The sequence below is a fragment of the Methylobacterium brachiatum genome (assembly GCF_900113845.1).
In the GTDB taxonomy this organism is placed as follows: domain Bacteria; phylum Pseudomonadota; class Alphaproteobacteria; order Rhizobiales; family Beijerinckiaceae; genus Methylobacterium; species Methylobacterium brachiatum.
Genome location: NZ_FOQW01000004.1, coordinates 64,230 through 86,251 on the forward strand (window position 1 = coordinate 64,230; position 22,022 = coordinate 86,251).

A 22,022-nucleotide genomic window follows, 5' to 3' on the forward strand; every position below is an offset into this window, starting at 1 on the left:
GCCCCTGTCAGGCCGCCTGCGATTTCGGCGCCAGCTCGACCGCCTGCCGCAGCGCCTCGATCAGGCTGCGCTCGTCCGCGACGCCCGTGCCGGCGATGTCGAAGGCCGTCCCGTGATCGACCGAGGTGCGGATCACCGGGAGGCCGACCGTGATGTTCACCCCGGCCTCGAGACCCAGCACCTTGATCGGGCCATGCCCCTGATCGTGATACATGGCCACCACCATGTCGTAATCCCCCCGGCCGGCGAGGAAGAACAGCGTGTCGGCCGGCAGGGGCCCACGCACGTCCCAGCCCTTGGCGCGGCAGGCCTCGACCGCCGGCGTGATCTTCTCGGCCTCCTCGCCATGGCCGAACAGGCCGTTCTCGCCGGCATGCGGGTTGATGGCGCAGACGCCGATCTTCGGCTCAGCGATGCCGGCCTTCACCAGCACCGCATGCCCGCGGGCGATGACGCGCTCGACGAGGCCGGGCTCGATCCGCGCGATCGCGTCGATCAGGCCGATATGGGTCGTGACGTGGATCACCCGGAGCTTCGGGGAGACCAGCATCATCGACACTTCCGGCGTCCCGGTGAGGTGCGCCAGCATCTCGGTGTGGCCGGGAAACTTGTGGCCGGCCGCGTGCAGCGCCTCCTTCGACAGGGGCGCGGTGCAGATGCCCTGCGCCTGCCCCGCCTGCACGATCTCCACGGCCGCCGCGATGCAGCGATAGGCGGTCTCGCCGGCGACCGGGGACAATTGCCCGAACGGCAGGTCCTCGGGGACGCATTTCAGGTCGACGCATTGGACCGCATCCGTGCCGAAGGCCGCCGCGCCAGCGTCGGCGAGCGAATCGACCCCGATCGTGGCCCCGACGATGCGGCCCGCCTGCCGCAGGCGCCCGGCATCGCCGACCACCAGCGGCTGGCAGATCGCGTGGACCTCCGGGTGCGCCAGCGCCTTCATGATGATCTCTGGCCCGATGCCAGCGGGATCGCCCATGGTGATGGCGATGGTCGGACGGGTCATGTGAGACTTCCTTCGGTTCGAACGTGGCGCAGGCGGTCCCGGATGCGCACGAGGCTGTCGGCGTCGCCGAAGGCACCCGCCTTCGTGGCGATCGGGATCGCGAGTTGCCCCAAGGTGAGGCCGAGCGAAACACCCGGCTCGATCTCGTCGGTCAGCTGGATGCCGTGGACATGAAAGCGCGTCAGCAGCGCGGCCGCGGTCTCGCCGCCCGTGGCGGCGAGCGCCCCGATCCGGCCGGCGATCGGGGCGAGGGCGTCGGCGAGCGCGTGGGCCAGCCGGGGGCCGAGGCTCATGTCGGGTTCGCCCCCCAGCATGATCTCGACCAGGACGTCCTGGCCGGCGGCCAGCCGTTCCGCGAGGGGCGTCGCCAGGTCCGGCCGGCCCTCCACCGCTTCGAGCAGCGTCTCGGGCGCGACCGGCAGATGCGCCACGGCGCCGTCGGCCAGGAGGCGCCGGGCGCCCGCGCGCGAGACCTCGGCGAGGGAGCCGACGACGAGGAGGGAGCCGCGCCGGTCGGGCGCGATCCGGACCGGCGCGAGGGCGGCAACGGGGCCGGCCGCCGCGAGCGCGTGCGCCAGCCCGGCGCTGCCGATGAAGACGGCCGACGCCGTCGCGGCGAGGCCGGCCTCGGCGATGCGGGCCAGATCGGCGTCGGTTTCGGCATCGCAGACGGCGATCTCGGCGGGACCGGCCGCGGCCTCGGCCAGCGCGCCGGCGAGTTGCCCCCCGCGCACGATCGGCAGGGTGAGCGTCGTGGACCGGATTCCGGCCGAGGCCAGTATCGCGCCGAGATCGGCGCTGGCGTAGCTATGGTCGCGCCGCCACACCTCCGCCTCCTCCAGCGGGCGACCGCCCACCCGCACCCGGCCCTCCAGCGTGGTCCGGCCGGTCCCGGGGAAAGCCGGCGCCAGCACGCCGAAGGCCTGGCCGGACCGGGCGCGCAACTGCGCGAGCGTCGCGGCGATCTCGGCGGCGGGCTGACCGCGCATCGTCGAGTCGATCTTCTTGAACAGGCGCCGGTCCGCGCTGTGCAGCCGCCCCAGCAGGGCCGCGTGGCGCTGCGCCGCCGCCTCGGCGGTGAGGCCGCGGCTGTCGGCGTCGTAGGACAGGATCGGGATCCGTTCGTCCTGCACCGCCTCGCCCCAGATCACGGCCGCGGCGTTGCCGCGTCGGCGGAACGCCACCGCGCAATCGGCGGCGCCCGTCAGATCGTCGGCGAGAATGAGCCAGCGCGCGTCCATCTCAGGCGCGGCGGACGGGTGCGGGAACGACCGGCTCGCCATCGGGCGCTTCCGCCTCGTCCGCGCCGCGGCCGACGACCTTCGCGGTCCAGGCCGTGACGATCGGGACCAGGATCGCCGTGACGACCACGCAGGCGGCGACGAGAATCGTCGCGGGGCCGGCGGCATCGGCATAGGCCGGGTTCGCGGCGGCGACGATCGCCGGCACGGCCGCGGCGTTGCCGGCGGTGGACGCGGCGGCGACACCCGCGACGCCGGTGCCGCCGGTCAGGCGATCGGCGAGGAACAGCGGGATGCCGGTCAGGACCACGACCGCCACGCCCATGGCGAGGCCGAGCAGGCCGGCCTGCCAGACCTTGCTCAGATCGAGCCCCGCGCCCAGCGCGAAGGCGAAGAACGGGATCATGACCGGGATCGCACGGCTCAGGAAGGCGCGCATCTCGCGGTCGAGATTGCCGATGATCATGCCGACGAGGAGCGGCAGGATGGCGCCGACCAGGGTCTGCCAGGGAAACGCCGAGAGGCCGGCGACGCCCAACGTCACCATGGTGAGAAACGGGCCGCTCTCCAGCGACATCACCGTATAGGCCCCGACATCGCGCGGGCGGCCGTACTGGCCCATCAGCGCCATGTAGAGGCCGCCATTGGTGTCGTTCATGCTGGCGACGACGGCCAGGGTGGACAGCCCGGCGAACATGCCGGCCGCGACCGGGGCCTCACCGAGGACCTGCCCGAAGATCAATCCCAGGATCAGGGCGATGCCGATCTTCACGATCAGCAAGGTGCCGCCCTTCTTGACGATGTAGGGGGTGGCGCGAAAGTCGATGCTCGCGCCCATGCAGACATAGAACACCGCCAGGATCGTCAGCGCGCCCGAGAACAGGGCGCCGGTGAAGGATCCGAAATACTTGGGCGTGCCGGGAAAGAAGGTCGCGATGAGCGCCCCGACGAGCAGGGGCACGACCATCATGCCGCCCGGAACGCTCTCGATCGCCCGCTTGATCGGGATCTGCATACTCGTTCCCTCCCTGCGCGATTCACGCAGATATTGCTTGAGGCTCGCGACCGATTGATCGACGGCGACTGGAATTCGTTGTGAGCCTTTCGGGGTGATGCGCGCATTGTGCGCATTCCGTCAACCGTATTGCGCAGTCTGCGCAGAAATCCGGATATCGGTTGCCACGGCAGCCGGACCCGTTGCGGGGCGTGCCACCCGGCCGGCGGCGTCCCGAACCGGTCGCGCGGCAGCCGTCGCGTTCAGACCCGGACGATCATGGAGTCGGAGACCGTGCGGGGACGCGATCCGTATGCGGCCCCGACACACAAGCGACGGCGTTCGGTCGACTGCACGTGATAATCCAGTTGTCGGTCCGTTCGATCCGAATAAAAACCGCCCTGCCCTGTCTCCGGGGCGCCGGACAATTGGTTTCATCGGGCCCAGGTCGTGCGGTCTCGTGCGGAAACATTCCGGTTGGTCGCCGCGCCTGAATACGCCTTGACCGAAACACCCGCTGTACGATCCGCCCTATGCGTCGACTGAAATAGCATATTCACTAAGTAATAGTGTGGCGCATGCACCAGAAATTAAGAATTCTCCTATAGAACTGGCTTTTGTTAAGTTTGGCGTGCCGCCCGGCAGCCTCGAACAGGGCCTTCGCGCGATGAGTGCCGACCTGCACCACCTCGGCACGGCGCGGCTTATGAAGATGCCGCCGGCGACCCGGACGGATCCGGGCGCGGCCTCGCTCCTCACGCAGCGCCACGACCTCGACGTGATCAGGCACGGCCTGCTGACGATCGGCGCCTCGGGCTACGTGGTCGCCTTCAACGCCCCGGCCGAACGCCTCCTGGCCGGCCTGGACGTCGCCCTGGCGGTCGACCTGCCGGCCATCCGGCTGGCCCGCAGCCTGTGCGCGAGGACCGCGCAGCCGCGCCGGGAGGTCTTCCGATCCTTGCGGCAGGCGCTCGACCGTCAGGCCTCGGCCGCCTTCGAGGTGACGCGCCAGGATCGCACCCTGCATATCGAGCTCCACCGCAGCGACGCGGGCGGCTGGGTTGCGACGCTGGAGGATGTCAGCGCCCGCAAGGCGAGCGAAGCGCGGGCCGACGCGATGGCGCGTCTCGATCCGCTGACGAGCCTGCCCAACCGCCTGCTCCTGCGGGAGCGCCTGGACGAGGCTTTGGCGCGCCTGCAGCGCACCGGCGAGGCCTGCGCGCTGCTCCTCATCGATCTCGACCGGTTCAAGCCGGTCAACGACACGCTCGGCCATCCGATCGGCGACGCGCTCCTGGCGAAGGTCGCCGACCGCCTGCGCTCGACCGTACGGCCCACCGACACCGTGGCCCGGATCGGCGGCGACGAGTTCGTCATCCTGCAGACTGGCATCCGCGAGGCCGCCCATACGCAAGCCCTGGCCCGGCGCCTCGTCGACCTGATCGGCCGAACCTACATGGTCGAGGGCCATCTCCTGACGATCGGCGCCAGCGTCGGCGTGGCGTTCGCGCCCGCGGACGGGACCAGCGCGGACAAGCTCCTCAAGAACGCCGACCTGGCCCTCTACCGGGCCAAGCTCGATGGCCGCGGGACATACCGGTTCTTCGAGCCGGAGATGGATGCACGCATGCAGGCGCGCCGCCGGCTCGAGCTCGACATGCGTCAGGCGCTCGCGCGGCGCGAGTTCCAGCTGCACTATCAGCCGCAATTGCAGCTCGACGAGGATCGGCTGATCGGCTGCGAGGCCCTGATCCGCTGGAAGCATCCCGAGCGCGGGATGATCTCGCCGCTCGATTTCATCCCGCTCGCCGAGGAGATCGGTCTGATCGTCCCGATCGGCGAATGGGTCGTTCGCCAGGCCTGCCGGGATGCCATGACGTGGCCGGCCGGGATGTCCGTCGCGGTGAACGTCTCGCCGGCCCAATTCAAGAGCGACCGCCTGGTCGAGACGATCATCTCGGCGCTGGCCAGTTCGGGCCTGGCGGCCCGGCGGCTGGAGGTCGAGATCACCGAGGGCGTCCTGCTCGAGGAGAGCGAGAAGACCCTGCAGACGCTCCACCGCCTGCGCGAGCTCGGGGTCCGGGTCTCGATGGACGATTTCGGGACCGGCTATTCGTCCTTGAGCTATCTGCGCAGCTTTCCCTTCGACAAGATCAAGATCGACCGATCCTTCGTGAAGGACCTAACCGGCAAGCCGGATGGCGATGCGATCATCCGGGCGATCGCGGGCCTCGGCAAGAGTCTCGGCATGACGACGGTCGCCGAGGGGGTGGAGACGCCCGAGCAGATGCAGCGCATCCGCGACGAGGGCTGCACCGACGTCCAGGGCTACCTCATCAGCAGGCCGATCCCGGCCGACGATGTGCTGGCCTTCCTCAAGACCTACGGGTCACCCACGTGATGCAACCAGCATATCGGATTGCCCCATGAGCGAGCTCTATCGCCTCGTCTATGCCAGCAAGAACCTGCTCCACGGTTCGGAGGCCGAGCTGACGGCCATCGTCGGCCAGATCCTGGCCACGTCGCAGCGGAACAACGCACGATCGGACGTCACCGGCGCGCTGATGTTCAACGCGGGCGCCTTCGCCCAGGTCCTGGAAGGGCCGCGCCGGGGCGTCGAGGAGACGTTCGAGCGGATCCAGTGTGACGACCGCCACGGCGACGTCACGGTCCTCCAGTGCGGCCCGACGGAAAGCCGCAGCTTCGCCAATTGGTCGATGGCCTTCGTGGGCCAGTCGGCCGGGGGGCAGGAGCAGTTCAGCCGGCTCGCGGCCGAGAGCGGGTTCGACCTGGCCCGGCTCGACGGCGATGCCGTCTTCGCCATGCTGCACGAGCTGGTGCTGGAGGAGGAGGGCCTCCCGCGCGCGCCCCGCACCGCCCCGCCGGCCGAGCCCGCCGCGCGGGGGCTCGATGTCGCGCAGCTGCGGGCGGAGATGGCACAGCTCCGGCCCGATGGGGCGGTCCCTCAGACGGCATCGGCCGCGGACGGGACGAGCACGGCCGCCAGCGAGCGCAATGCCCCCCGCCCCCACCCGATCGAGGACATCGCCCCTGCCAAGGCGGCCACCGAGGCGGCCCTCGCGGTGCTCAAGCTGGCCCTCGCCGCCGAGCGGCAGCGCACGAGCGATCTGCGGACCGAGATCGACGGGTTGCAGGTGTCCCTCGCGGTGAGCCGGGATCAGCGCGACGCCCTGCGGATCGAACGGGATCGCTGGGCCGGACGCGCGCGCCTTCTCGCCGCGGCGATGGCCCAGGAGGCCGGTGACGCCCAGACGGCCACGCACCCCGGCGGTTCCCCCGACGCGGGGATCGGCGCAGGCGCCGCCGCGGACATCCTGGCCGCCTAGGCGCTGGGAGGCGGACGGCCAGGACCTTGCGGACGGCGCCACCGTGCCTGCCGCCCTACGTAAGCAGCGGCGTTGTCATCGACCGGGCGCGGGGGCAGCCTGGCCTCTGTCGATGTTCGTTGGGGACGCAAGAAAGACGCCCTTCAAGTGTGGGCGAACCATAGACCGCGCGCTGATGCACCGGCGCCTGCGCCGCCATTTGAAGGGCGGCTGATGCGTCAACCGCTCTGCTTTGGTGCTTGGTTTTGGGAAGCCAAAGGATCTCGGCCGCGGTGAGGCAGAGGTCGAGGGTAACACTTTTTGGCGCGCGTCGATCGATCGTGGTCCAAGGCGCGCTTCCGCGGCGCCGAGCCACCCAGATCGCTCGATCGCCTCGTGCGTCAGCATCCTGTGCCGGAGCCGGATACCAGTTTTAAGACGGCCATCCGGTTCGGACCCCTCGGTGCGCTTCGCGACAGCAGCGCGCTGGCGTCATCGTCCGCGCTTGGTGGGTTGCCTCATCCACAGCACCACTAGTGGCCTGTTCGATGCATTCGGCTGGAACGGCCCCGATCTGCCGCGCGGATCGCGAGATCGCCCGATCGGCGTTCCGGGGTGCTGGAGAGGTCACGGATGAATCGTCGCGATTTCGCCAAGCTCATGCTCGCCGCAGGGGCGGCGGGGCCGATTCCCTTCGGCATCACCCGCGCTGCGGGCCAGACCCGGGGCGGCGTGCTCAACACCGTGATCCAGCCCGAGCCACCCATCCTGGTCTCGGCGCTCAATCAGCAGGCGCCCACGCTCACGGTGTGCGGCAAGATTTACGAGAGCCTGCTGACCTACGATTTCGACCTGACGCCCAAGCCCGGTATGGCCCAGAGCTGGGAACGCAGCCCGGACGGCCTGACCTACACGTTCAAGCTGTTTCCCGGCATCACTTTCCACGACGGGTCGCCGATGACCGCGGAAGACGTCGTGTTCTCGGTCACGAAGGCGCTGATGGAGGCCCATGCCCGGGCGCGCGGCACCTTCTCGCGCCTGGCGTCGGCCGAGGCCCCAGACCCGCTCACGGTGGTGTTCAGGCTGAAGGAGCCGTTCGCACCGTTCCTGCACGCCTTCGACGCGACGACCGCGCCGGTCATCTCCAAGGCGCTCTACGAGAACACCGACCTGCGGCAGAACCCGAACAACGCTCGGGCGATCGGAACGGGACCGTTCAAGCTCAAGGAGTGGGTCAAGGGCTCCCACATCCACCTCGTGCGCCACGAGGGCTACTATCGGAAGGGCGAGCCCTATCTCGACGAGATCTACTACCGGGTGATTCCGGACGCCGCCTCGCGGGCGGTCGCCCTGGAGAGCGGCACGATCCAGCTGACCCAGTGGAACGATGTCGAGGCCTTCGACGTGCCGCGCCTCAAGGCGCTGCCGAACCTCGACATGACCACGAAGGGCTACGAATTCTACGCGCCCCATCTCTGGCTGGAGATGAACACCCGCATCGCGCCGATGAACGACAAGCGCTTCCGCCAGGCGGTGCTCTACGCCATCGATCGGGAGGCCCTGCGCAAGCGGGTGTTCTTCGGCCTCGGCAAGGTCGCGACCGGCCCGGTCTCGTCGAAGACCCGGTTCTACGAGCCGAACGTGCCGAAATACGAGTACGCCCCCGCCAAGGCGGTGGCGCTCCTCGACGCGATGGGGCTGAAGCCCGCCGCCGACGGCAAGCGGGTGAGCCTCAAGTACCTCGTGCCGCCCTACGGCGAGATGTGGCAGCGGGTGGCGGAATACGTGCGCCAGTCCCTCGGCAAAGTCGGGATCGACATCGTGCTGGAGGGCATCGACGTCGGCGGCTGGGCGGCGCGCTGCGGCAACTGGGAATTCGAGATGTCCGCGCCCTGGACCTACCAGTACGGCGATCCGGCGCTCGGCGTGTCGCGCTCCTACATTTCCTCGAACATCCGCAAGGGCATCCTGTTCTCGAACACGTCCGGGTACAGCAACCCGGAGGTCGACCGGCTGTTCGAGGCGGCCGCCGTGGCGCAGGACGACGCCACAAGGCAGAATCTCTACAGCCAAGTCCAGAAGATCCTGGTCGAGGACGCCGCGGTGGCGTGGCTGATGGAACTCGACTTCCCGACCTTCACCGACAAGCACATCAAGGACCTCGTCGTCACCGGCAGCGGCGTGAATGACACCTTCGCCCGGGCCTACCGCGCATGAGGATGCTGGCCGGACTGGCCGCCTGGATCGCGCGGACGCTGGCGGTGATCCTGGTCATCGCCAGCGTGAATTTCGCCCTCGTCCACGCGGCGCCCGGGGATCCCGCGCAGGTCATCGCCGGCCAGTCCGGCGCCTCGGACGAGACGCTCCTCCGACAGCTTCGGGCCGAGTACGGCCTCGACAAGCCCTACCCGGTGCAGCTCGCGACCTATCTGGGCCGGGTCCTGCGGCTCGATCTCGGCTATTCCTACCGGCAGCAGCGGCCGGTCCTCGGCCTGGTCCTGGAGCGCCTGCCCGCGACCCTGCTGCTCACCGGCACGGCCTTCGCCCTGGCACTCGGATCCGGGATCCTGCTCGGCACCCTGTCGGGCGTGCGGGCGGGCCGCTGGTCCGACACGCTGATCGGCCTCGTTTCGCTGGTGCTCTACGCCATGCCGGTCTTCTGGCTCGGCCTGATGCTGGTACTGGTCTTCTCGGTCCAGCTCGAATGGCTGCCGGCGTTCGGCTACCGCAGCGTCGGCGCAACCCTCTCGCCGCTCGGGCAAATCGGCGACGTGCTCGCGCATCTGATCCTGCCCGTCCTGTCACTCGCCGCCGTCTATCTCGCGGTCTATGCCCGGCTGATGCGGACCTCGATCGTCGAGGTGGCCGCCCAGGACTTCGTGAAGACCGCCCGGGCCAAGGGGCTGACCCGCGGACGCATGATCCGCGACCACATGATCCGCAACGCGATTCTGCCGGTGGTGACGGTAGCCGGCATGCAGGCCGGCGCGCTGGTCGGCGGCTCGGTGGTGGTCGAGACCGTCTTCGCCTGGCCGGGCCTCGGCCGGCTGGTGTTCGAGGCCCTCAGCCAGCGCGACTACCCGGTCCTGCTCGGGATCTTCCTCGTCATGTCCGTGCTCGTGATCCTCATCAACATGCTGACCGACCTGCTCTCGCGGCTGATCGATCCGCGGATCGCCGCCCCCGCGAAGGCCGCGTGATGGGATTCGTTCGGGCGTTCCTGCGCAATCCCGGCGGGATGATCGGCCTCGTGCTCCTCGTGGGGGTGGTCGCGGTGGCGATTTTCGCGCCGCTCCTCGTCCCGGTCGATCCCTGGGAGATGGTCGGCGCCCCGTTCGAGCCGCCGCTGAGCCCGGACCTGCCCCTAGGCTCCGACACGATGGGCCGGGACATCGCCGCCGGCCTCGCCCACGGTGCCCGGGTCTCGCTGGCGATCGGCCTCGCCTCGACGCTGGCAGCCGTGCTGGTCGGCGTGGTGATCGGGGCGACGGCGGGGTGGTTCGGCGGCCTCGTCGATGCCGCGCTGATGCGGATCACCGAGCTGTTCCAGACGATTCCCGGCTTCATCCTGGCCGTCCTGCTGGTCGCGACCCTCGGGCCGTCGCTCGCCCACGAGATCCTGGCCATCGCGGCGATCAGCTGGCCGCCGCTGGCGCGCCTGACCCGCGGCGAGTTCCTCCGGCTGAAGGGCCGGGACTTCGTGCGGGCCGCCGCCTGCCAGGGCGAGCGCCCCGCGGCCCTGATCCTGCGTCACATCCTGCCGAACGCCCTGGCGCCGATCATCGTCACCGGCTCGCTCACCGTGGCCACCGCGATCCTGATCGAGAGCGCCTTGAGCTTCCTCGGGCTCGGCGATCCGAACCTGATGTCCTGGGGCTACATGGTCGGCGCCGCCCGTACGGTCATCCGGCAGGCCTGGTGGATGAGCGTTTTCCCCGGCGCCGCGATCCTCATCACGGTGCTCGCCATCAATCTCGTCGGCGAGGCGTTGAACGACGCGCTCAACCCGCGGCTCGCCCGGGGGAGAGGCGCATGACCGAACCGGTCCTGAGGATTACAAACCTCTCCGTCGGCCTGCCGCGGGGCGCCGACCGGGCCCAGGCGGTGAGCGACGTCTCGATCGCAGTGGGGGCCAACGAGATCGTCTGCCTCGTGGGCGAGTCGGGGTCCGGCAAGTCGATGATCGCCCACACGATCCTGGGCCTGCTGCCGCCGGGCGTGACCGTGACCGGCGGCGCGGTCACGCTGCGCGGGCGCGACATCGCCACCGCGTCCGAGGCGGAGATGCGCTCGGTCCGCGGCCGTGACGCCGCGATGATCTTCCAGGAGCCGCTCAGCGCCCTGAACCCGCTGAAGCGGATCGGCGAGCAGATCGCCGAGGCGGTCCGGGCGCATGCCCCCGCGACGCCCCGCGCCGCAATCCGGGCGCAGGTGGACGCCTTGATCGCGGCCGTCGGCCTGCCCGACCCGGAACGGATCCGCGCCAGCTTCCCGTTCGCGCTGTCGGGCGGGCAGCGCCAGCGGGTGATGATCGCCATCGCCATGGCCAACAACCCGGCCCTGCTGGTGGCCGATGAGCCGACCACCGCTCTCGACGTGACCACGCAGGCCCAGATCCTCGCGCTGATCCGCCGGCTCCAGAGCGAGCGGCAGATGGGAGTCCTGCTGATCACGCACGATTTCGGTGTGGTCGCCGAGATGGCCGACCGGGTCGTGGTGATGCGCGACGGTCGGGTCGTCGAGCAAGGCAGCGCCGAGGCGGTCCTGACCACGCCGTGCGACCCCTACACCCGGGCGCTCATCGCCGCGGTGCCCCATGCCCGGGGGCGCGCCTCCCCCAAGATGCGGGCGACGCCGCCGCTGCTCGAGATCGAGGCGCTCTCCAAGACCTTCACCACGCGGCAAGGATGGTTCCGTCCGGCCCGGCGCGTGGTCGCGGCGGACGCGATCTCGCTGACGCTGTCGGCCGGTGAGACCGTGGCGGTGGTGGGCGAGTCCGGCTCGGGCAAGTCGACCCTCGGGCAGATGATCCTGCGTCTGGCGGAGCCGGATTCGGGCCGGATCCGCTTCGAGGGCCGGGATCTCCTGGCCCTGCGGGGCGAGGTCCTGCGGGTGGCGCGCCGTCGCATCCAGATCGTGTTCCAGGACCCGTTCGCGGCGCTGAACCCGCGCCAGAGGGTCGGCGAGGCGATCGCCCGCGGCCCGATGGCGTACGGCGTGCCGAAGGCCGAGGCCGTCGCCGAGGCGCATGTGCTGCTCGACCGGGTCGGCTTGAAGGCCGGCGCGGCCGACCGCTTCCCGCACGAATTCTCCGGTGGCCAGCGCCAGCGCATCTGCATCGCCCGGGCGCTGGCGCTCAAGCCGCGCATCCTCGTGGCCGACGAGGCGGTCTCGGCGCTCGACGTCTCCGTCCAGGCCCGCGTGCTCGACCTGCTGGCAGAGCTTCGCGCCGAGTACAACCTCGCGATGCTGTTCATCACGCATGACCTGCGCATCGCCGCGCGGATCGCCGACCGGGTCGCGGTGATGCAGCAGGGCCGGATCGTCGAGACGGGACCGGCCGCGGCCCTCTTCGCCGCGCCCGAGCACCCCTACACGCGCGGCCTCATGGCGGCGATGCCCGGTCGCCGCCTGTTCGGCGGCCTCGACGCGCCGGCGCCCGAAGCGCTGACCGCCTGAGAGTGCCCGCGGCCCCGGCATGGATAATGCACCTGACGTGTGTTTTCGCGACGTCTACAACCCTTAGAGAGATCCATGGCTTCGGCGAGCGGACGAATTCTGACGGGCGCGGAGGTCAAGGCGCTGTCGCAGCGCTCGGACCTGCGCGGCGCGCTGCGCCTGGGTGCGCATGTCCTGATGCTGGCCGGTTCCGGCTGGCTGGTCTGGCGCTCCGGGCCTTGGACGCTGCTGCCCGCCATGTTTCTGCTGGGAATCGTGCAATCGGCCCTGTTCGCGCCGATCCATGAGACCATCCACCTGACCGCGTTCCGCTCGCGCCGGGCCAACGCCGTCGTCGGCTGGCTGGTGGCCTGCCCGTCGCTCCTGAACTGGCACTTCTACACGGCCTTCCACCTGGCCCATCACCGCCATACGCAGGATCCCGACCACGATCCGGAACTCGCGCTGCTGCCGCCCTCCACCCTCGACGCCTATGTCTGGCGCGTGCTCGCGCTGCCTTACTGGCGCACCCGCCTTCAAGTGGCCTGGGCCGGCCTGCGCGGCGACCTCTCGGCCTACCCCTTCATCACCGAGCGCGCCGCGCCGCGCATCATCCGGTCGCTTCGGCTGATGTGCGCCTTCATGCTCGGCGGCTCGGTGCTCGCGATGGTACTGGTCGGCTGGTGGGCGCCCCTGGTGTTCTGGATCGGACCGCAACTCCTCGGGCAGCCGTTCCTGCGGCTCTACCTGCTCACCGAGCACACGCTCTGCACGATGGACGACAACGGCCTGACCAACACCCGCACGACCTTGACCAACGGTCTGATGCGTCTGCTCATGTGGAACATGCCGTTCCACACCGAGCACCACCTCTACCCGTCGATCCCGTTCCACCGCCTGCCGGACGCCCATGCGGCGATGCGCGAGCGGCTCGTCGTGCTCCAGCGCGGCTACGCGAAATGGCATGTCGGCTTCGTCCGGACGCTGCGCCCATGACCGGATGGCCGACGGCCACAGGAACCTTCAAACTCGATGATCTGCCGTTGCAGTCGGGCGCCGTGCTGCCGGGCGCGCATCTGCGCTGGAAGGCTCACGGGACCCTCTCGCCCGGGCGCGACAACGTCGTGCTCTACCCGACGAGCTACGCGGCCCAGCACCCGGATCTCGAATGGCTGATCGGCCCGGACGGCGTGCTCGATCCAGGGCGCTGGTTCATCGTCATCCCAGACATGTTCGGCAACGGCCTGTCGTCGAGCCCGTCGAACACGCCGGACTGGCCCAGCCTCGTCACCGCCTGGGACAATGTCCAAGCCCAGCGCCGCCTGCTCGCCGAGACCTGGGGGATCGAGCACCTGCACGCCGTCTACGGCTGGTCCATGGGCGCCCAGCAGGCCTATCACTGGGCAGCCCTGTTCCCCGACCGGGTCGCCCGGGCGGTGATCAATTGCGGCAGCGCCCGCACGGCCACCCACAATCGCGTCTTCCTGAAGGGCCTGATGGCGGTGCTGGAGGCGGCGCCCGAGCATCGCGGCGCGGGCCGCTTCTCGGCCGAGCCCGCCACAGCGCTTCGCGCCTTCGGGCGTATCTATGCAGGCTGGGCGCTCAGCCAGGACTTTTACCGGGCGGACCTGCACCGCACCGCGCTCGGCGCCCCGGACCTCGATACCTTCCTGCGCACCGACTGGGAGGAGCGCTTTGCCCGCCGCCCCGCGGCCGACCTCTACGCGCAGCTCTGCACCTGGGACGCCGGCGACATCAGCCGCGACCCGCGCTACGGCGGCGACCTCGCGCAGGCTCTCAGCGCGATCACAGCCCGATTGCTGCTTATGCCGGGGGAGACGGATCTCTACTTCCGCGTCGCCGAGAACGCGGCCGAGCTGCCCCACCTGCGCGACGCCATCTTGCGGCCGATCCCGAGCATCTGGGGCCACCGCGCCGGCAATCCCTCAACCAATCCGGCCGATGCGGCCTTTCTCCGCGATACCGTGCGAGAGTTCCTCGGAGCGTCTGGAGAGATATGAGCGCCAGCCTCCGCATCCCGCGCGAGAAAATATTCGGAATGTTGCTGGCAGCGCAACATAGGCACACGCCCGTCTAGAGCCGGGAATGAGCGTGGGTGGGATCTAAGAGTCCGTCCGAGAAGTCAGGGTGATCGGGCGAGGCGTCTGACGAGGATCATGACGGCTGCGGCGTAGAGGAAGGCTCTGGCAGAGGCGAGGGTCGCTTCCGGGTCCTTCCAGCGGCGTCGGTTGCGACTGATCCAGGCGAAGAACCGCTCAACGACCCACCGGCGCGGATGCACAGCGAAGCTGACCTGATCCGGCGGCTTGCGCACGATCTCGACGGCGATGATCGTGGCGGTCGCGGGCTTGTCGCCGGCATAGCCGGCGTCGGCGAAGGCCTCGACGATGAACGGGAAGCTCCGGCGCGACAGGCGCAGGACCGGCACGGCTCCGCCCCGGTCCTGCACGTCGGCCGGCTGCGGATCGCGGACGAGCGCACGCCCGTCCGTGTCGACCGGCGCTTGGCGCTTGCCGCCTTTGACCTTCTTACCGGCGTCGTAGCCGCGCGGCCCGCCGCTCTCCGTGGTTTTGACGGTCTGGCTGTCGAGCACTGCGGCGGACGGCGAGGCTTCGCGTCCGACACGCTGGCGATCAGCCAGGACGAGGTGGTGATTGATCCGGCCGAACAGCCCTGCCTCGCGCCAGCGGCTGAAGGAGCCGAACGTGGTCGATCGCGGCGGCAGATCCTCGGGGATCAGCCGCCCTGCGATGCCACCGCGCAGGACTGAGACGATCCCGTTCAAGATCTCCCGCGGCGTCCAGACCGGAGGCCGCCCGCGCGGCTCGGGCCTCGGCATCAGCGGCTTGATCACCGCCCACTCGGCATCGGTCGGGTCGGTTTCATAGCGAAGGCCTGCGCGGCTCTGCGGCCGCCGGATGGTCGGGGTCCACATGGCGCTTCCAGGTTCGGCTTCAGCAACCCGCCTGGAATCATCGCCATCCCGGCCACTCAACCCCGCCTCGGATCATTCTCGGACGGGCTCTGAGTCGCCAAGTCTCGGTCTTCAAATTTTCTCTGCGCGTTAGCTAATCGCCGGTTTAGGCCGCAATACTCTTTACGCCATCGGTAGCCGGTGCTCTCCGTCACGCAGATCGAACGGATTGCATCAGCAATGCTTTGGTCTTCAGAAGCCAGCATGCCCAAATGTTTCAGCTTGGCGATCACGCCTCTCACTTGGGCCGCTTTGCCCCTCTTTGTCCGCTCTTGTTTCGGCTCGAGAGACATACCGCAAGGCGGACCGGTTCAACGGGGGCGGATCACGTCAATGGGGACCGTTACCGTCCGCAATCGCGCGCATTTGCTTAATCACGTCTGTTAGGGCTAGAATATCTTCCAGACGTTTAGCACGATCCTTTTCTATCACCTCCATCTGAGCGTCTTTCCGTTGGAGCTGATCGCTCAACGTGATCACATCACTCAGCCTCTGAGCGCGATCGCGCTCGATTGCCTCGATGTGCGCGACAAGTTGGATGTTTTCGTCGCGCAGAACGCGTACCAACTCCGGGTAAGACATATTTGCAGTTTCGGTGGACCGTTCCCCCTGTTGATCTCTCAGTTGAGATCTCTGAACGGACGTAGAGTCCATTCTTGTCAACCAATCTTTCAAGGGGGCGCCGCGCAGCCTTGATGATGTTACGCGCCGCGCCCGTGAAGAACTTGCGATCACGCAGCACCCGCGCTTGGATCCCGTTTCCTCGTCCCCCTTGAGACGGGGGAAATAAATCACAGCATCCTCCGGGGTGTGGCCGACAAGCATGCGGACGTCCAAAGACTTTCCCTCGCCATAGTCATCCCAGCCGTAGCTCAGGTCGTCCGGTACCATGAAATCATCGATAACAATAACCGAATTTGGCCTGAGTTTAAAAATTGTATCAAGTTCCTCGGCAAGCGGCAGGTCATGTTCCCAATGGGCATCCAGATAAAATAAGATATTGCCAGCGCTTTGGTCGTTGCCCAAAACGTTCTTTAAAAACGAGCGCGAGTCGTCCACAATCACATTTACGTTCTCGTGTTTTCTGGTGTTGTGTATCGCCTGAATAGCGTAAAGGCGCTCGATCTCGCATGTATAAATTGGGCCTTTGTAATTTTCGGCGATCCATGACGTCGAGAGACCCCGAAAACAGCCCGTTTCAACGAAGCACTCGGGCTGTAGGTCGCGAAGGAGATCGGTCATGATCGCGATCCTCTCCTCCTGCCCGTTGAAGGGCCCACCCCAGCAGCGTTGAAGATCGGCAGACGAGAGTTCGATCTCGGCCGCGAGCTGAAGGTATCTTTCGCTGTCGGTAAGTCGGCCCTCACCTTTGAGCGCCTTTGCTAGGCGGTTCAGGCTCTCGGACGCTTTCGTGAATTGATCGGTGCTGACAGGCACGAAGCGTCTCCTCAGGCATCTGTGGTCGGTTTCTTGGGCCGCGTGGGGCCGCGGAATTACGTACTTTTCTTCACTCTAGCAGATGAGCAGCCTTTCTTATGACAGGACGTCGGATCCGTTTCTAGAGATCGCCGGACTTGGTCGAGCCCTTGTAGTATCTGCCCAATGGGAAGCATCGACCGCGCTTCGTGCCCGATGCGTCGCCGGCACGAAGCGCCATCGATGCTCAACGGGCCAGCTTCGGAGGCCCCCAGATGCGCCAATCTGGTAATTCACCACTGGTAAACGAGCTCGGTCCGGGCACCCTGCAATCATGTGGGGGCGTAGCGGGTAATGTCAGGGTTCGCTTGGACGTCGAGGTGTTCGCAGACCGTCGATTGTAGCACTACGCTAAATTCTCGCGATCTGGGATCGCACATTCGCGTTTGTGTGGAGTTCTGAGATCGTGGCTATCAGAGCATACGCCTCGTCTTGCGTGTGCACTCAACTGACTCGATCTTTGCTTTCTGGCGCCCATCTGGCGCGCTCAGGGCGGGAATGCCCGCCTGCCGCGCTGCGCAGTCGCCATTAGGGCGCTCGTTCTACGTTTTGAGCCGATAAATCTCGTTACACAGGCCGCGGGTTAGGTCTCAGTCGTGGGCTCGAACACGCGAAGAGACCGCTCCTCCAAGATCGTGTTGACATGCGGTATTTTGGCGCAGGGAAAAGAGGTGTACCAAGTTGGGGATGTCCTAGCCGGGGCCATGGGAGTTCAGCGCCGTTCGTACGTCGCCGCTCCAAATGGAGCGGAGAGGGCCTGCTCGAGCTCAGGTAAGAGCTTTCGATTCCCTCGCTTTGCCGACCCACTAGCCAGGGCTGGCCTGCCTCGGCCGGCTCTGACCCGCCGACGAGCTGGCCATTGAGGTTGATCTGAGGGTACGGCAGCCAGAGGCTTCCCTGGACGAGAGGGCACTCAGCCTTGCCCTCAAACTGATGCGGTGCGCGGAGCCGGTGATCCTGCCGATGACGCTGCTGAGCACCCAGGGGCTTAGTCGAGCCTTCGGCGTTGGACACCGCCGGGTACCCACGTCCGCTGACCTATCGCTTTCCGGGAGTGGAAGACGATCACCGCGGACATGGGCTGCCAAGAAGGCTCGACAGCCACGGTTGGTCACCTTCGGTCACGCTGCTCAATCCTTTGAAACGTGTTAAAGCGACCGATAGGCTACTCATCCCGTGTGGGCTCATCCTTTGGCCACGCACACGGTGATCGCGGAGGCTCCGGCGTAGGGGCGGTCGGCCTGGGCGATTGCCTTGGCCGCCGTCTCGCAGGCATCCTTGGTGTTGAACTCCACGGACCCGATCGCGGAGCCGGATCCGGTCAGCAGGATGATCAGACTGTAGACCAACGCATCCTCCCCGGTTCGAGGATGTCGCCGACGCCGTCGAGCGCCGCCCGCGCATCCCCTGCGGGCGGGGTGTCGGTCCCGCGACGAGCAGGACCGGGATGGGCTTCGCCAACCTGCTGATTGGGTTCGATTTTTGGCGGGTCAGATGGCGGAGGGAGCGGGATTCGAACCCGCGATACGGTTTCCCGTATACACACTTTCCAGGCGTGCGCCTTCAACCACTCGGCCACCCCTCCGGCCGCGGACAGGGCGCCCGGGCGCAAGGCGCCGGGCGCGACCAGGGCCGCGCGGTGGGGTGCTGTTAGCCGGGTGCGCCGCCGGGCGCAAGGCGGCGGGGCCTGGGCGGGACGAAAACCGTCCCGCCCGGGCGTTTTACGCCTCGGGGTCGAGGTGGAAGTGCACGCTCTCCACGTTGGCGCGCTCGTAGGCCTGCATCACGTGCTGGTAGGAGCGCTCCATCTCGGTGGCGTCGTCGCCCGGGGTGTCCTCGGGCTTCAAAACGAACATCAGCAGCGAGCGCCCGGTCACGTCGTAACCGGTGCCGAACTTGAAGCTCTCCACGTCCTGGCTGTCGGGCAGGTTGGTGTCGAGCAGCCGGGTCCAGGCGATGCCGTTGGGCGATTCGGGCAGGGTGAACGTCACCAGGTCGTGGTGGGCGTTGAACATGATCAGCAGCGTCGCGTCGCCGCCGCGGCGGTGCAGGCCGGTGGCCTGGGCGCGGCCGTCGAGCTGGACCGCGAAGGCCTTCGCCTCCCCCTCGGACCAGTTCTCGCTGGCCATCTCGCCCCCGTCCGGGCGCAGCCAGGTGACGTCCTTGACCCCGAATTCCTCGTCGTACTGGCCGGTGAGGAAGCGTCCGCGGCTGAGGATCGGCAGGGCGTTGCGCAGGATGATCAGGCGCTGGGTGAACTCGGCCAGGTCCCGCTGCGCGTCGCCGATCGCCCCCCAGTCGAGCCAGGAGACCTCGTTGTCCTGGCAATAGGCGTTGTTGTTGCCGCCCTGGGTGCGGGCGAACTCGTCGCCGGCCAGCAGCATCGGCGTGCCGCGGGACAGGAACAGGGTCGCCAGCATGTTGCGCATCTGGCGCAGGCGCACCGCCTGGATCTCGGGATCGTCGGTCGGGCCCTCGACCCCGTAATTGTACGAGAGGTTGTGCGAGTGGCCGTCGCGGTTGCCCTCGCCGTTCGCCTCGTTGTGCTTCTCGTTGTAGGCGACCGTGTCGTGCAGGGTGAAGCCGTCATGGGCGGTGAGGAAATTCACCGAGGCCCAGGGCTTGCGGCCGCGCTTGTTGAACTTGTCGGCCGAGCCCGAGACCCGGGCGGCGAGGTCCGGCAGCAGGCCGGGATCGCCCCGCCAATAGGCGCGCACGTCGTCGCGGAACCGGTCGTTCCACTCGGCCCAGCCGGGCGGGAAGCCGCCGACCTGATAGCCGCCGGGGCCGCAATCCCACGGCTCGGCGATCAGCTTGACGCCGTTGAGCACCGGGTCCTGCCGGCAGGTGTCGAGGAAGCCGCCGCCCTCGTCGAAGCCGTAGGGCTCGCGGCCGAGGATCGTGGCGAGGTCGAACCGGAAGCCGTCGACCTTCATCTCGGTCGCCCAGTAGCGCAAGCTATCGGTCACCAGCTGCAGCACCCGCGGATGCGACAGGTTGAAGGTGTTCCCGGTGCCGGTGTCGTTGATGTAGTAACGCGGCTCGCCCGGCATCAGCCGGTAGTAGGAGGCGTTGTCGACGCCCTTGAACGACAGGGTCGGGCCCTTCTCGTTGCCCTCGGCGGTGTGGTTGTAGACCACGTCGAGGATCACCTCGAGGCCGGCGCCGTGGAAGCGCGAGACCATCTCCTTGAACTCGGAGAAGGCGAAGTCCGGCACCGCCGCGTAGCGCCGGGCGGGGGTGAAGAACGAGATCGTGTTGTAGCCCCAGTAATTCACCAGGTTCTTCTGCTGCAGGTAATCGTCCTGCACGAAGGAATGCACCGGCAGCAGCTCCACCGAGGTGACGCCGAGGCTCTTGATGTAGTCGAGCACGTCCGGGGTGCCCAGCCCGGCATAGGTGCCGCGCAGCTTCTCCGGCACCCGCGGATCGAGCTTGGTCATGCCCTTCACGTGGGCCTCGTAGAAGATCGTCTTGTCCCACGGCACGTTGGGCTTGCGGTGCCGGCCCCAGGTGAAGGCCGGGTCGATCACCCGCGAGCGGCGGTTGTACGGCGCGCTGTCGCGGTCGTCGAAGGTCAGGTCGTCGCCCGATTCCATCTTGTAGCCGAACAGGGCCGGGTTCCAGGTGATCGAGCCCACCAGTCCCTTGGCGTAGGGGTCGATCAGCAGCTTGTTGTGGTTGAACCGGTGGCCGGCCTTGGGCTCGTAGGGGCCGTGGACCCGGTAGCCGTAGATCGTGCCGGGGCGGGCATCCGGCAGGTAGCCGTGCCAGATCTCGTCGGTGTATTCGGGGAGCTCGATCCGCTCGATCTCCTGCTCGCCCTGGTCGTCGAACAGGCAGAGCTCGACCTTGGTGGCGTGGGCCGAGAACAGGGCGAAGTTGACGCCCAGCCCGTCCCAGGTGGCGCCGAGCGGATAGGGTTGGCCTTCCTGGATGCGCGTGCGGGTCGCGCGGGACGAGCTTGTCGAACGGGTCGGGTCGGCCATGGGAGCTCCGGTGCTGGCAGCCCGGAACGCCGGCCGGCGCACCGCAGGGCGCCTCGGCCGGTGATCCGGACTGCAACGCAAACGTCCCGGGCACAGCGAAGCTCCCGTCGGCGCGGGCGAATTTTTGCGGTGCGATTTCGGGGCCGGCGGGGCCCGCCTCAGTTCGCGTTCGGGGCCGGCGCCGTGAAGCTGCGGTCGAGCACCCGGGTCACGTCGAGGCGCTTGCCCAGGATCCCGTAGCGCGTGGCGCGATCGGACGCCGCCTGGGTCTCCTGCACCACCCCGTCGTCGATCCCGATCGGGCTGGATCGCTGGGCGCCGTAGGCCGCGCGCAGCACGTCCTCGGGCATCCGGGTCAGCGCGGCGGTGCTCCGGGCGTAGGTGTCGAGATGGTCGAGGGACCACAGCCGGGCCTTGTTCAGGCGCTCCAGCAGGTCCTGTACGGCGGCGCGCTTGGTGGCGATGGCGCTGTCGGAGGCGACGATGAAGGTGATGGTCGGCGTCAGGCCCTCGCCGTCGGCGATCACCCGGGCCTTGTCCTTCAGGGTCGCGAAGGAGACGTAGGGCTCCCACACCGCCCAGGCATCCACCGAGCCGGCGACCAGGGCGACCTTGGCGTCCACGGGGTTGAGGGCTGCGAAGGTGGCGTCCTCCAGCTTGATCTCCGCCTTCTCCAGGGTGGCGTCGATCAGGAACTGGCCCCAGCCGCCGCGGGTGCCGGCCAGGCGCTTGCCCCTGAGGTCGGCGGCCGAGCGGATCGGCGAATCCTGGCGCACCAGGATCGCCTGGCTCCGCGGGGCCGACCGGGTGCCGCCGATCGCCTTGATCGGGGCACCGGCCGCGTAGGCGGTGAGCAGCGACAGGTCGCCGGTATAGCCGACATCGAGGGCGCCGGCATTGAGCGCCTCCAGGATCGGCGCGGCGGCGGGAAATTCCGACCACGCGATGGTGTAGGGCAGGTCCGCCCCGTAGCCGGAGATCTCCAGCAGCGAACGGTTGCCGCCCTTCTGGTCGCCGACCCGCAGCACCACCGGCTCGGCCGCGCGCGACGGGACGGCGGACAGCGCGAGGGCGGCGGCGAGCCCGGCGACCGCGCGCCGGCCGGTGAGGCGGGGAGCAGGGAATCGGAGGGGCATGGGGCCTGTCGTGTGGCTCGGCGTTGCGTGCGCGAGCGGTCCAGCGGAGCGGCCAAGTCTATGGACGCATCTGCCATCTACAAGGAAATAGTGATCTGTATTGCGGGCGCATCGGGTGATGGTGTTTTGTGAGATCCACCCTCGCGAGAAGATCGGTGTCGTTGCGGCGGGGCGCACGTCCCATCCACCCCCTCATCC

General features: G+C 68.2%; 16 protein-coding genes and 1 tRNA gene. 8 read left to right on the forward strand and 9 right to left on the reverse strand.

Annotated features, from left to right (window positions below):
* Nucleotides 1–7: 7 nt before the first annotated feature.
* Genes pdxA through BMZ47_RS04645 form a run of 3 tightly spaced genes read right to left on the reverse strand, consistent with a single transcriptional unit; the run spans nucleotide 8 to nucleotide 3,265 of the window.
* On the reverse strand, nucleotides 8–1,009 hold the full coding sequence (gene pdxA / locus BMZ47_RS04635; RefSeq protein ID WP_091859156.1) for a 4-hydroxythreonine-4-phosphate dehydrogenase PdxA: 1,002 nt from the start codon (nucleotides 1,007–1,009) through the stop codon (nucleotides 8–10).
* Nucleotides 1,006–2,292, reverse strand: a complete 1,287-nt coding sequence (locus BMZ47_RS04640) for a four-carbon acid sugar kinase family protein (RefSeq protein WP_091859159.1) — start codon at nucleotides 2,290–2,292, stop codon at nucleotides 1,006–1,008. The genes pdxA and BMZ47_RS04640 overlap by 4 nt, the downstream gene beginning before the upstream one ends.
* Nucleotides 2,252–3,265 (reverse strand): 2-keto-3-deoxygluconate permease, encoded by a 1,014-nt coding sequence (locus BMZ47_RS04645; RefSeq protein WP_007562639.1) that lies wholly within the window; start codon nucleotides 3,263–3,265, stop codon nucleotides 2,252–2,254. The genes BMZ47_RS04640 and BMZ47_RS04645 overlap by 41 nt, the downstream gene beginning before the upstream one ends.
* A 646-nt stretch (nucleotides 3,266–3,911) precedes the next feature.
* Between BMZ47_RS04645 and BMZ47_RS04650 the strand changes: the two genes are divergently transcribed.
* The 8 genes from BMZ47_RS04650 to BMZ47_RS04685 all read left to right on the forward strand — a co-directional run bounded on the left by BMZ47_RS04650 (nucleotide 3,912) and on the right by BMZ47_RS04685 (nucleotide 14,249).
* Nucleotides 3,912–5,645, forward strand: a complete 1,734-nt coding sequence (locus BMZ47_RS04650) for a putative bifunctional diguanylate cyclase/phosphodiesterase (RefSeq protein WP_091859162.1) — start codon at nucleotides 3,912–3,914, stop codon at nucleotides 5,643–5,645.
* Between the two features lie 25 nt (nucleotides 5,646–5,670).
* Nucleotides 5,671–6,591: a BLUF domain-containing protein gene (locus BMZ47_RS04655; RefSeq protein WP_091859165.1), complete on the forward strand. Its 921-nt coding sequence runs from the start codon at nucleotides 5,671–5,673 to the stop codon at nucleotides 6,589–6,591.
* A 612-nt stretch (nucleotides 6,592–7,203) separates the two neighbouring features.
* Nucleotides 7,204–8,787, forward strand: a complete 1,584-nt coding sequence (locus tag BMZ47_RS04660; RefSeq protein ID WP_091859168.1) for an ABC transporter substrate-binding protein — start codon at nucleotides 7,204–7,206, stop codon at nucleotides 8,785–8,787.
* Complete coding sequence (locus BMZ47_RS04665; RefSeq protein WP_091859171.1) at nucleotides 8,784–9,770, forward strand: ABC transporter permease; 987 nt, start codon at nucleotides 8,784–8,786, stop codon at nucleotides 9,768–9,770. Before BMZ47_RS04660 ends, BMZ47_RS04665 begins: the two co-directional genes overlap by 4 nt.
* Nucleotides 9,770–10,606: an ABC transporter permease gene (locus BMZ47_RS04670; protein WP_091859175.1), complete on the forward strand. Its 837-nt coding sequence runs from the start codon at nucleotides 9,770–9,772 to the stop codon at nucleotides 10,604–10,606. Before BMZ47_RS04665 ends, BMZ47_RS04670 begins: the two co-directional genes overlap by 1 nt.
* Nucleotides 10,603–12,249, forward strand: a complete 1,647-nt coding sequence (locus tag BMZ47_RS04675; RefSeq protein ID WP_091859178.1) for an ABC transporter ATP-binding protein — start codon at nucleotides 10,603–10,605, stop codon at nucleotides 12,247–12,249. Before BMZ47_RS04670 ends, BMZ47_RS04675 begins: the two co-directional genes overlap by 4 nt.
* A gap of 75 nt (nucleotides 12,250–12,324) precedes the next feature.
* Nucleotides 12,325–13,224: a fatty acid desaturase gene (locus BMZ47_RS04680; protein WP_091859181.1), complete on the forward strand. Its 900-nt coding sequence runs from the start codon at nucleotides 12,325–12,327 to the stop codon at nucleotides 13,222–13,224.
* A complete protein-coding gene (locus BMZ47_RS04685) occupies nucleotides 13,221–14,249 on the forward strand; it encodes an alpha/beta fold hydrolase (RefSeq protein ID WP_091859183.1) in 1,029 nt (342 codons plus the stop codon). The genes BMZ47_RS04680 and BMZ47_RS04685 overlap by 4 nt, the downstream gene beginning before the upstream one ends.
* Before the next feature lie 122 nt (nucleotides 14,250–14,371).
* Here BMZ47_RS04685 and BMZ47_RS04690 read toward each other — a convergent pair whose 3' ends face one another.
* The 6 genes from BMZ47_RS04690 to BMZ47_RS04710 form a co-directional block, all read right to left on the reverse strand.
* Complete coding sequence (locus tag BMZ47_RS04690) at nucleotides 14,372–15,184, reverse strand: IS5 family transposase (RefSeq protein ID WP_091859186.1); 813 nt, start codon at nucleotides 15,182–15,184, stop codon at nucleotides 14,372–14,374.
* A gap of 369 nt (nucleotides 15,185–15,553) precedes the next feature.
* Nucleotides 15,554–16,660, reverse strand: a complete 1,107-nt coding sequence (locus tag BMZ47_RS27810; protein ID WP_139220930.1) for a class I SAM-dependent methyltransferase — start codon at nucleotides 16,658–16,660, stop codon at nucleotides 15,554–15,556.
* A 1,223-nt stretch (nucleotides 16,661–17,883) separates the two neighbouring features.
* Complete coding sequence (locus BMZ47_RS28405) at nucleotides 17,884–18,048, reverse strand: hypothetical protein (protein WP_167368994.1); 165 nt, start codon at nucleotides 18,046–18,048, stop codon at nucleotides 17,884–17,886.
* Between the two features lie 146 nt (nucleotides 18,049–18,194).
* Nucleotides 18,195–18,284, reverse strand: a tRNA-Ser gene (locus tag BMZ47_RS04700).
* A gap of 136 nt (nucleotides 18,285–18,420) precedes the next feature.
* Nucleotides 18,421–20,688: a glycogen debranching protein GlgX gene (glgX, locus tag BMZ47_RS04705; protein ID WP_091859192.1), complete on the reverse strand. Its 2,268-nt coding sequence runs from the start codon at nucleotides 20,686–20,688 to the stop codon at nucleotides 18,421–18,423.
* A gap of 158 nt (nucleotides 20,689–20,846) precedes the next feature.
* Nucleotides 20,847–21,824 carry an ABC transporter substrate-binding protein gene (locus tag BMZ47_RS04710; RefSeq protein WP_091859195.1) on the reverse strand — a complete coding sequence of 326 codons (978 nt, stop codon included), beginning with the start codon at nucleotides 21,822–21,824 and terminating at the stop codon, nucleotides 20,847–20,849.
* Between the last annotated feature and the right edge of the window lie 198 nt (nucleotides 21,825–22,022).

Coding starts and splice junctions, on each gene's coding strand:
- BMZ47_RS04670 (WP_091859175.1), top strand. CDS start 9,770: ATGGGATTCGTTCGGGCGTTCCTGCGCAATCCCGGCGGGATGATCGGC.
- BMZ47_RS04710 (WP_091859195.1), bottom strand. CDS start 21,824: ATGCCCCTCCGATTCCCTGCTCCCCGCCTCACCGGCCGGCGCGCGGTC.
- BMZ47_RS04690 (WP_091859186.1), bottom strand. CDS start 15,184: ATGTGGACCCCGACCATCCGGCGGCCGCAGAGCCGCGCAGGCCTTCGC.
- BMZ47_RS04680 (WP_091859181.1), top strand. CDS start 12,325: ATGGCTTCGGCGAGCGGACGAATTCTGACGGGCGCGGAGGTCAAGGCG.
- BMZ47_RS04685 (WP_091859183.1), top strand. CDS start 13,221: ATGACCGGATGGCCGACGGCCACAGGAACCTTCAAACTCGATGATCTG.
- BMZ47_RS04655 (WP_091859165.1), top strand. CDS start 5,671: ATGAGCGAGCTCTATCGCCTCGTCTATGCCAGCAAGAACCTGCTCCAC.
- BMZ47_RS04645 (WP_007562639.1), bottom strand. CDS start 3,265: ATGCAGATCCCGATCAAGCGGGCGATCGAGAGCGTTCCGGGCGGCATG.
- BMZ47_RS04675 (WP_091859178.1), top strand. CDS start 10,603: ATGACCGAACCGGTCCTGAGGATTACAAACCTCTCCGTCGGCCTGCCG.
- BMZ47_RS04650 (WP_091859162.1), top strand. CDS start 3,912: ATGAGTGCCGACCTGCACCACCTCGGCACGGCGCGGCTTATGAAGATG.
- BMZ47_RS04660 (WP_091859168.1), top strand. CDS start 7,204: ATGAATCGTCGCGATTTCGCCAAGCTCATGCTCGCCGCAGGGGCGGCG.
- glgX (WP_091859192.1), bottom strand. CDS start 20,688: ATGGCCGACCCGACCCGTTCGACAAGCTCGTCCCGCGCGACCCGCACG.
- BMZ47_RS04665 (WP_091859171.1), top strand. CDS start 8,784: ATGAGGATGCTGGCCGGACTGGCCGCCTGGATCGCGCGGACGCTGGCG.
- BMZ47_RS04640 (WP_091859159.1), bottom strand. CDS start 2,292: ATGGCGAGCCGGTCGTTCCCGCACCCGTCCGCCGCGCCTGAGATGGAC.
- pdxA (WP_091859156.1), bottom strand. CDS start 1,009: ATGACCCGTCCGACCATCGCCATCACCATGGGCGATCCCGCTGGCATC.